General features: G+C 57.9%; 7 protein-coding genes. 5 read left to right on the top strand and 2 right to left on the bottom strand.

The annotated features are described in order from the left end of the window. Nucleotides 1–460: 460 nt before the first annotated feature. From HMPREF1323_RS07675 to HMPREF1323_RS07655, 5 genes are all read left to right on the top strand, one after another. Nucleotides 461–1,375 carry a glycosyltransferase family 32 protein gene (locus tag HMPREF1323_RS07675; protein ID WP_009433586.1) on the top strand — a complete coding sequence of 305 codons (915 nt, stop codon included), beginning with the start codon at nucleotides 461–463 and terminating at the stop codon, nucleotides 1,373–1,375. 218 nt (nucleotides 1,376–1,593) lie between these two features. Further along, complete coding sequence (locus HMPREF1323_RS07670; protein WP_009433583.1) at nucleotides 1,594–2,754, top strand: ABC transporter substrate-binding protein; 1,161 nt, start codon at nucleotides 1,594–1,596, stop codon at nucleotides 2,752–2,754. Nucleotides 2,755–2,757: 3 nt separating this feature from the next. Beyond that, the gene (locus HMPREF1323_RS07665) at nucleotides 2,758–3,792 is read left to right on the top strand and encodes a FecCD family ABC transporter permease (RefSeq protein WP_009433585.1); all 1,035 of its coding nucleotides are present in this window, start codon (nucleotides 2,758–2,760) and stop codon (nucleotides 3,790–3,792) included. Further along, a complete protein-coding gene (locus HMPREF1323_RS07660) occupies nucleotides 3,779–4,813 on the top strand; it encodes an ABC transporter ATP-binding protein (protein ID WP_009433588.1) in 1,035 nt (344 codons plus the stop codon). Before HMPREF1323_RS07665 ends, HMPREF1323_RS07660 begins: the two co-directional genes overlap by 14 nt. Before the next feature lie 15 nt (nucleotides 4,814–4,828). Further along, the gene (locus tag HMPREF1323_RS07655; protein WP_009433584.1) at nucleotides 4,829–6,934 is read left to right on the top strand and encodes a TonB-dependent receptor domain-containing protein; all 2,106 of its coding nucleotides are present in this window, start codon (nucleotides 4,829–4,831) and stop codon (nucleotides 6,932–6,934) included. A 91-nt stretch (nucleotides 6,935–7,025) separates the two neighbouring features. Here the strand turns inward: HMPREF1323_RS07655 and HMPREF1323_RS07650 are convergent, their stop codons facing one another. Next, nucleotides 7,026–8,507: a PepSY domain-containing protein gene (locus HMPREF1323_RS07650; protein WP_009433582.1), complete on the bottom strand. Its 1,482-nt coding sequence runs from the start codon at nucleotides 8,505–8,507 to the stop codon at nucleotides 7,026–7,028. A 112-nt stretch (nucleotides 8,508–8,619) separates the two neighbouring features. Next, the gene (gene gap, locus HMPREF1323_RS07645) at nucleotides 8,620–9,624 is read right to left on the bottom strand and encodes a type I glyceraldehyde-3-phosphate dehydrogenase (RefSeq protein WP_009433587.1); all 1,005 of its coding nucleotides are present in this window, start codon (nucleotides 9,622–9,624) and stop codon (nucleotides 8,620–8,622) included. Between the last annotated feature and the right edge of the window lie 368 nt (nucleotides 9,625–9,992).

The following is a 9,992-nucleotide window of genomic DNA, read 5'->3' as shown; positions in this document are numbered from 1 at the left end:
TTATATGATAGCTGTACTTCTTCTTCGAGAAAATGCCCCGAGCTCTACGAGAAAAAGCTGCGTAGCACTACGTCTAAAGCTTTGTCCACGCACGTAGTTCTTAGGACTACGCACGTGGATGATAGGATGTACGTGCAGAGATTATAAATCCACGCACCAAGACGAAGGAAAAGCTATATAGGAGCCGACTTATAGCACTACGGGGACGGCTGTTTTTCTCCTACTCTTCGGGGGAAAAGGCAATATAGCTCGCTCCCCCATCATCGTAGCGGATAGCTCTTGCACTGGATAGGGAATACCTCGGGCTAACTATTACGAAAGAAAATATATCCTCTCGAAGGGGGGGGGCTCATAATCACACCTTCAGGGCTCCTTTACTTTATTTATATATCGCTACCTTTGCTCCAGATTCTCAACCCGCTGATAGTCCCTGATAGGGGCTTAATAACCAATAAGACAAATGAATCCTATCACATCGATTCTCTCTCGCCTATCTCAAGGTAAGGCTCGTCAAGATTACGACTCTATCCTCCCAACCTTCCCAGAAGGTCAGAGTATCCCCAAGCATATTTGGCGCATCTTCATTACCCAAGGCACAAAGAAGGTTCCTCTCCCTGAAATTGCGATACAGACAGAGCAAACGCTTCGTGAATTGAATCCTGAATATGAGATTACGATGGTGGACAATCAGTTCGTCGAGCCATTTATTCGGGAGAACTACGGTGATATCGTTTGGAACTATTATCTCCGCATAGATCCAAGTTATGGAGCTGTACGAGCAGACTTCTTGCGATATCTCATCCTCTATAAAGAAGGTGGTATATATACGGACCTCAAAATTTCTGTATCTAAGCCCTTTAGAGAGACGATCCTGGAGAGTGACCAACTGCTGCTCTCTCATTGGGATAATTTACCAGGAGAGGAACATGAAGGATGGGGGCATTTGGAGGGCTTAGAGTCTATTCCAAGAGGTGAATATATCATGGGCGTGATCATTGCTGCGCCTGGACATCCATTTCTCCGTGAGGTCATCCTTGAGGTGATGCGTAATATTGATACATATAATCCATATATCCATAACACAGGGTTCTCCGGGACGCTATGGCTCACTGGTCCCGTACTCTATACTCTTGTCGCAAAAAGGATGCAGGAGGATGGAAGCCTCGGGAAGGATTCTCTCAATTGGCGTGAGGTAAGTTTTGCTCATGATCTCGGGATAGCCTATACTCCTGTACAACTCAAAGGGCTATCTAACTATCGCCAAAACGTCACTCCACTTATAGCAACTTCACACCCCGCTGTATCGGCACTTAACCGCACATACTTCAACCTCATCAGCTGGTATCGTAGGCGTATTCTCAAGCAGGGGAAATAACTTCTACACAAGAAAAGGTCTCAGCATCCCCCTCAACGAGCTCAGTGGCTAATGCTACTGAGCTCGTTGTTTACATCCCAAACCATTTTTAGGGAGTACTCTATTCAGACAAGGTAGCCGCTCAAGCGGAAGAAGCCGTATTCTTCTTGTACCTTTGTAGCGGGAATTTCAGTTCCTCGTGCCTCTTTGGAGGCACACCTATCCTAATGTAATTACGCATGACCAAGCCTTTACTTCTCCTTGCGTGCCTCCTCATGCTCTTGGGGAGCTGCACAGGACACTCCAGCCAGCGTACGGCTGCCACAGATAGCATCGTCGCCGATAGTGCGGACTTCGCACATGCCGTGCACTTCGACCATGCCAAGGGCATCCAAGTAGCCAACCATCCTGGCTACAAGGAGGTGTTTATCTTCACCCCCGACGAGCCCGACACCCTCGCCCGCTACATCCTCTACCCCCGCGACCATAAGCCCGAGGTGACCGCCCCTGGCGCACGCTTCATCGCTGTACCCGTGCGCACCATGGGTACGCTCTCCACGACGGAGATCGGCGCACTGACGCTCCTCGACCTGCGTGACGTCCTCGTAGCATGCAGCGACCCACGCAACATCAATGACAGCATCCTCGCCGAGCGCACGCGCCGTGGCGAGATCGCCGAGATCGGCCGTGGTATGGGGCGCAATGTCGAGCAGATCATCGCCACCCACCCCGAGATCATCATGCAGGGCCTGCAGGAGTCCGATGCCAAGGACGAGGACATCCGCGCCTCCGGCATCGAGATCGTCTTCTTCAATAACTGGAAGGAGCAGAGTCTCCTCGGGCGTGCCGAGTGGATGAAGTTCATCGGGATGCTCTTCGGGCGCAATGTCCGTGCCGAAGAGACCTTCCAGCGCATTGAGCGTGAGTACCTCGAGGCCAAGAAGATCGCTGCGCAAGAGCCCGACTTCCTCCCCATCCTCTACGGGCAGGACTACAAAGGCTCGTGGTACGTCCCTGGCGAATACTCCTACGTCACCTCGATGCTCACCGACGCACACATCAAGTATGACTTCATCCCTGGGCAGGTGACGAATAAGCCCATGAGCTTCGAATACGTCTTCAGCCGTCACCGCCATGCTCCCGTATGGCTCAGCATGATGGTCGGCAAGGACATCACCCTGAAGGACTTCCTCTCGATGAACGAGCGCTACCAGCACTTTGACGCAGCTAAGGCGGGCAACGTCTGGATCGACCGCAAGCGCGTCAATGAGTACGGGGGTAATGACTACTGGGAAAGTGGACCCTACAACCCGCACCTCATCCTGAAGGACCTCATCAAGATCACACGTCCGCACCTCCTCCCCGACTACGAGACGACCTACTGGGTCAAGCTACAGTAGCCCATGCGCGCACGTCACACGATCCTCTTCCTCCTCATCTCGCTCGGCATCGTCGTGGCCTTCGTGCTCGACATCATGTGGGGCAGCGTCTCTCTGCCTGCAAGCGACGTCATCGACACGCTCCTCGGCCACGGTGAGCATACGACGACGAGCTACGTCGTCCTGAACTTCCGCCTGCCGAAGGCGCTCACCTCACTCATCGCTGGCGCAGGGATCTCTATCGCAGGCCTGCAGATGCAGACGCTCTTCCGTAACCCCCTGGCCGATACCTCGATCCTCGGGATCAATAGCGGTGCAGGCGTGGGCGTAGCGATCTATACGATGGCTTACACGCTCTTCCCCTCGCTCCTCTCTACGGCAGGCGTGGCGGACACGTGGGGCATCATCCTCGCTGCCTGCATCGGCGCACTCAGCGTCCTCCTGATGATCTCCGCCGTCTCGAGCCGTCTGCACGACATCGTCTCGGTGCTCATCGTCGGGGTGATGATCGGCTTCCTCGCCTCGAGCGTCATCTCCATCCTACAGTACTTCAGTGACGAAGATACGCTGAAGACCTACCTCATCTGGAGCTTCGGTAGCGTGGCGGGCACGACCTGGCGCCAGCTGCAGCTCATGCTCCCCGTCGTCCTCGTCGGGCTCATCGCGGCCCTCCTCATGCCGAAGCAGATGAATGCCCTCGGCCTCGGGGAGAACTATGCGCGCTCCGTCGGGACGAACATCCGTCTGGTACGTCGCCTACTCATCGTCATCACCAGCATCATCACGGGCTGTATCACGGCCTTCACGGGGCCTATTGCCTTCCTCGGCATGGCCGTCCCGCACTTCGTACGTCTACTCTTCCGTACGGCCGACCACCATATCCTCGTCCCAGCGACGATCCTCTCGGGCTCCTTCCTCCTCCTCGTGTGTGACCTCCTGACGCAGGCCCCAGGCCATCAGTTCGTCCTCCCGATCAATGCGATCACCTCGCTCCTCGGCGCCCCCGTAGTCATCCTCGTCGTCCTGGGTAATAAGCGTAAGCGCGATGCCTTCAAGTAAGACACAGCACCTCACGATCGAGCTCCGCCACCTCCGCACAGGCTACACGGAGCGTCGCCGCAGCGTCGTCATCTCCCCCGACCTCTGTCTCTCCATTCGCCCAGGCGAGATTGTTATGCTCATGGGCCCCAATGGCAGTGGGAAGTCCACGCTCATGCACACCATGGCAGGCCTGCTCCCACCCCTTGCAGGCGAAGTAGAGCTGGGCGAAAAGCCCCTCTCCAGCCTCACGATGAAGGAGGTCGCCCGTCAGCTGAGCCTCGTGCTCACCGAGCGCATCCCCGCAGGCAATATGGACGTCTGGGAGGTCGTCACCATCGGTCGCTACCCCTATACGGGCTTCCGTGGTGTGCTCAGTGCTGAGGACAAGCGGATCTGCGAAGAGGCGCTCGCCACGTGCCGCCTCACGGAGCTACGTGAGCGTATCTTCGACACGCTGAGTGACGGCGAGAAGCAGCGCGTGATGATCGCCCGTGCCTTAGCACAAGAGACCCCACTCATCCTCCTCGACGAGCCCACGGCACACCTCGACCTCCCCTCCCGTCTGGAGGTGACGACGATGCTCCGCACGCTCGCCCACAAGCTCGGCAAGAGCATCCTCATCTCCACGCACGAGCTTGATCTGGCCCTCGGCTGGGCAGATACCATCTGGCTCCTCGATCGCTCGGGAGCTATCACGGCCAAGGCACCCGAAGACCTCATCCTCGATGGCGATATCGAGCGTGTCTTCGGCGACCCACGCCTGCGCTTCGACCAGGAGCGAGGGGAATTCTCCATCGCCGAAGAGCCTGGTCAGCAGATCCATCTCACAGGCGAAGGCCTACGCTACAGCTGGACGTGCCGTGCGCTTCACCGCCTCGGCTACGGCATCATCTCTGGCGACCTACCGCCCGAGACCAGCAGCATCACCATCAGCGAAGCGGGCTGGACGCTCCGCACTCCTACGGGGATCACTACCCAGCATCACTCTATCACCGCACTCCTCTCCGCCCTCGGAGAGCGCAGTGCATCTGTATATTAACCAAGCAAACAACGTATGAAACAAAAGCTAACGCTTCTCATCGTGGCGGCCTCACTGGCCCTCCCGCTCTCAGCAAGCACCACGGATAGCCTCCGTACCGCAAACATTGACGAGGTCCTCGTCTACGGTACGCGCTCCATCCTTCCCCTGAAGAAGGTGCCCAGCAAGATCGAGGTCATCAGCGCCGAGACCATCCAGCGCTCGGGCTTCACGAGCCTGCCCGACCTCTTGAAGAACTACAGCAGCGTCGACGTCATCCAGTACCCTGGCTTCAACGCCACCGTCGGTATCCGTGGCTTCAAGCCTGGTAAGGCCTATACCACCGTGCTCATCAACGGGATCCCCACGGCGTCGGAGAACATCTCCACCATCGCCCTCTCGGACATCGCACAGGTAGAGATCCTCAAGGGTCCCTTCTCCTCGGTCTATGGCACGAATGCTATGGGCGGTGTCATCAACATCGTCACTGTACAGCACAAGGAGCAGCTCACGGGCCGCGTCTCCGCTACGGCTGGTAGCTACGACAACTATGCCGGCACGCTCGCCCTCGGTGGGCGCATCGTCTCGGGTCTGTCCTTCGACCTCAGCGCCGGCTACACCAGCGAGCACACGAACTACAAGGCGGGTAACAACGATATCCTCCGTCACAACAGCCTCGCCAAGGCTATCGTAGACCCCGAGACGCGTGGCGCTACGATGCCTGGTAGCACCTATGGTGTCTACACCGGTAGCCTTCGCCTCGGCTATGACTTCTCGCCTAACTGGTCGGTGAATGCCTACGAGAACCTCTTCATCGGCGACGCTATCCGCACGGGCGGTAGCATCTACGGGGTCTACGGCCTCTCGCAGAAGGACATCACTCGCTCACTCACTTCGCTCGAAGTCCTCGGAGAGGTCGGCATCCATCGCCTCGCACTGCGCCCCTACTACTCCTTCGAGGTGTCGCAGAACTACGACAAGGCTGGTAGCGGTGCCATCATCAACTACCGCCGCAATGGTCAGGACTACGGGGCTATCCTGCAGGACGATATGACCCTCGGCGCACACCGCCTGACCCTCGGTGCCGACTATAAGAAGAGCGACACGAAGACCAAGTCCTTCGATGCTACGGGCGCCCAGAAGGCAAGCTACAATCCCGACTACTCGACCTCCAGCCTCGGCTTCTTCGCCCAGACGAACCTCAGCGTCACCGAGCGCTTCATCGTCTCTGCTGGTGCACGCCTCGACCTCATGCGCTTCGACCTCAGCGCCGACAGCCGCCTCAATAGCGAAGCTAAGCACGAGCAGCACCTCGTCTTCAGCCCCAACCTCGGCCTGAAGTATGAGCTCGCCCGTGGCCTGCGTCTGCACGCCTCAGCTGGGACGGCCTTCGCTGCTCCTGACGCCTACCGCAAGGCCGGTCAGTACACCAGCGGCAAGACGACGACCGTAGGGAATCGTGACCTGCGCCCCGAGAGCTCACTGACCATCGACGGGGGGATCGGCTATACCAACTATGAGAAGGGTATCGACCTCGACGCTACGTACTTCTACACCGACCACAAGGATATGATCGTCGACAAGGTCACGACCAATCCCGACAAGACGGCTACGAAGACCTTCGTCAATAGCGACAAGGCTCGTATGCACGGCCTCGAGCTGATGGCCGCCTACGACTTCGGTAGCCTCGTGGACTACGCCTTCTCACTGAAGGCCTACGCCAACGCTACGCTCCTTCTCCACTCGAAGATGAAGCTCGCCGCCGCCAGCGACTGGACGCCTATCAAGTACGTGCGCTCGCAGAACATCACCTTCGGCCTCGACTTCACCACGCGCGAAGGCCTGCAGTTCGGCCTCTCGGGTCGCTACATCGGCCAGCGCTGGGAGGACAACTGGTTCGGCTACTACCCCAATATCCGCACGGGTCTCGCTGCACGCGTAGCTGCTGAGCAGCCCGACTGGGGCAGTCGTCTGCAGCACCCCTCGGCACTGATCTTCGGTGCTTCGCTGCACTACACCATCAAGCAGCGCCTCGGCCTGGGTGTCAACGTAGACAACCTCTACGACGAGCACTACACCGAGAAGGACGGCTACCACATGCCTGGCCGTACGGTACGCTTCAAGCTCAGCTACCAGTTCTAAGCCCCGCGCTAAGGACTTCTCCTAAAAGCACGTATCCCCCACGATCCGCTCGGATCGTGGGGGATACGTGTATATAGGTGGGTGAGGGCGCTTAGTGCTTCTTCTTCCCGCGACGACGCAGGAGGCGGCGCACATAGTCGAAGGCGAGCATCAGACCCGTCAGCGAGGTGATGAGCCCGATGAGCATAAATGCCCACATCACGACGGGCCATGCCCCTGGGGTATTCACCAAGGGAGCGAACTGCAGGCGGTGGAGCTTCATGAACATCCACGCGTCGATGCGCTCATTGTCCGCATACATACGCCACATACCCGTCTTGGGATCGACGTAGTAGGTGTGGTGGTCCTTCGTGTCGATGGCGATGCGCCAGACGGGCAAGGGGAGCTTGCCAGAGCGGCTGATGTAGTACGTGTCGTACTTGTCCATCAGCTCGGTCGTGTAGTGGTGCCCTTCGCCGAAGACCGTACGGAGCTCGGTGATGATCTCGGCGCTGTCGAGGCTGAGGCGCTTGGGTGCTACGGAGCGACCATCATAGTAGTGCGCCTCGTCGCCATCGGCCTTCAGCACAGGGATATGCCCCAGCGAGGTGAAGGTCAGGGCGCGTAGCTCGGGCTCAGCCTGACGCAGGGCCGTGAGGTCGGTGCAGTAGTCCGTCATACCGAGCGGTCGCCCCTCCAGCTGCTCCACGGGGTAGTCCGTCGTCTCGGTGTGGGGGAAGTGCACGACGGAGAGCAGGCCCGTCAGCACCCACGCGATAATGAGCACACCGCCGACGGTGCCAAAGAAGTGGTGCCACTGGTAGCGCTTGCGGGGGAAGGGCGAGAAGAGCTTCGCCGCCTTCTTCTTCGCACGGCTACGGTAGTGCACGATGCCGAGGTAGAAGCCCGTCAGCGCCATGAACGTACCGATAGCGCCGAGGACGATGATGACCCAGCGCCAGAGGTCGGCACGCGAGCGGATGTAGGTGAAGTAGATCCAGTGTGGGATAGCGCCAGCCCAGGCCCAGAGACGCTCGCTGCGGGTGGACTCCTGCAGCACGTCGCCCGTCACGCTCGAGACGTAGACCTCATGCCCTGCCCCACCGGTGAGGAGGAGACGATAGAAGGGGAGGTCCTCCGTGAGGCGCGAGAAGGGCGTCCACTGGTCAAGCTCCGTGATGGTGTCGATGCGCTCGATACGCTGCCCCCAGCGTGCGGCGATGGTCCCCAGATACGCTCTGTCGAGCTGGAGCGAGCGTAGGCTGTCACCGTCAAAGGCCAGCTCACGGCGCTCCCCCTCTACGGGGCGGATGACGAGACGCGCACGGCTGTCAGCATACGTCCCGCCAGAGATCTTCAGGCGCTCCAGCGGCACGGTGTCGAGCTGGAGGGAGGTGAAGAGGGCATGCAGGCTATCTGTCGTGGGCAAGCTCTCGGGGAGACGGGTGCTGTGCTTCAGCTCCTCGTCCATCGAGTACTTGGGATAGGCGTGGTAGATAAGGACAAGGCCTGAGACGAACCAGGCCACGAAGAGGACGCTCATCAGCGCACCGAGGAAGCGGTGCGTGCGCGTCATGAAGGAGCGAAAGGTCATAGTTAAGTCGAGGTCTGTGCGGTGGTGGTAGGGATAGATAAGGCATCAGCCCCCCACCATACCATCGGCATAGTGGGGGGCTGATAAGAGGTTTATGAACTCGGTCGGGGGATTAGCCGTTGACCTTAGCCATGTGAGCTACGAGGTCGAGGACCTTGTTGGAGTAGCCGATTTCGTTGTCGTACCAGCTGACGAGCTTGACGAACTTGTCCGTCAGAGCGATACCAGCCTTAGCGTCGAAGATAGACGTACGCGTGTCACCGAGGAAGTCGCTTGATACGACATCTTCGTCCGTGTAGCCGAGGATACCCTTGAGTTCGCCTTCAGAAGCCTTCTTGATAGCTTCGCAGATCTCTGCGTAGGTAGCAGGCTTAGCGAGGTTGACCGTGAGGTCAACGACAGAGACGTCGAGGGTAGGTACGCGGAAGCTCATACCGGTGAGCTTACCGTTGAGCTCGGGGATGACCTTACCTACAGCCTTAGCAGCACCCGTAGAAGAAGGGATGATGTTGCCAGCAGCAGCGCGGCCACCACGCCAGTCCTTGACAGAAGGACCGTCGACAGTCTTCTGCGTAGCCGTCGTAGCGTGAACCGTGGTCATCAGACCGTCGGTGATACCGAAGTTGTCGTGGAGGACCTTAGCCAGAGGTGCGAGACAGTTCGTCGTGCAAGAAGCGTTAGATACGAACTGCGTGCCCTTGACGTACTTGTCGGTGTTGACACCGCAGACGAACATAGGCGTGTCGTCCTTAGAAGGAGCAGACATGACGACGTACTTTGCACCTGCGTCGATGTGACCCTGAGCCTTGTCCTTAGAGAGGAAGAGACCCGTTGATTCGACGACGTACTCAGCACCGATTTCGTTCCACTTGAGGTCAGCGGGGTTCTTTTCGGCGGTGACGCGGATCGTCTTACCGTTGACCACGAGGTGACCATCCTTGACTTCGACCGTACCGTCGAAGCGGCCATGCATCGTGTCATACTTGAGCATGTATGCCATGTACTCTGCATCGAGGAGGTCGTTGATACCTACGATCTCGATGTCGCTACGCTTCTGGGCAGCACGGAAGACAAAACGGCCGATACGTCCGAAGCCGTTGATACCTACTTTAATCATCTTTATTATTCGTTTCGTTAAACTGATTTTACTGAATCTCTCTGTTGCTGGATGATAGCCCCTTGGTGAGGGGAACATCTTGCGATACAAAATTACAGAAATTTATCCACACCTATGGTTTATTTCCGAAAATATTTTGGTAAGTGCGCCCTTACCGCCCATTTTGCCCCGCAAACCACCCCACAAAGCCCCACCAACGACCTGCCGACGACCCGCTCCCCGATGTTCCTTCGCTCCCCTTCACCAGCCCTTTGCCTATGCGCCTTCTCGAAGGGTAAAAAGTAACCAGTACTGGTCACTCGTCTGACCAGTACTGGTCGCAGCGCGAAGTAGTACTGGTTGATATCAGTTACCAGTACTGGTCACGT

The sequence above is a fragment of the Porphyromonas sp. oral taxon 279 str. F0450 genome (genome assembly GCF_000292995.1).
Classification (GTDB): domain Bacteria; phylum Bacteroidota; class Bacteroidia; order Bacteroidales; family Porphyromonadaceae; genus Porphyromonas; species Porphyromonas pasteri.
Note: the sequence above shows the minus strand (reverse complement) of the source record. Positions and strands in the feature narration are given on the sequence as shown.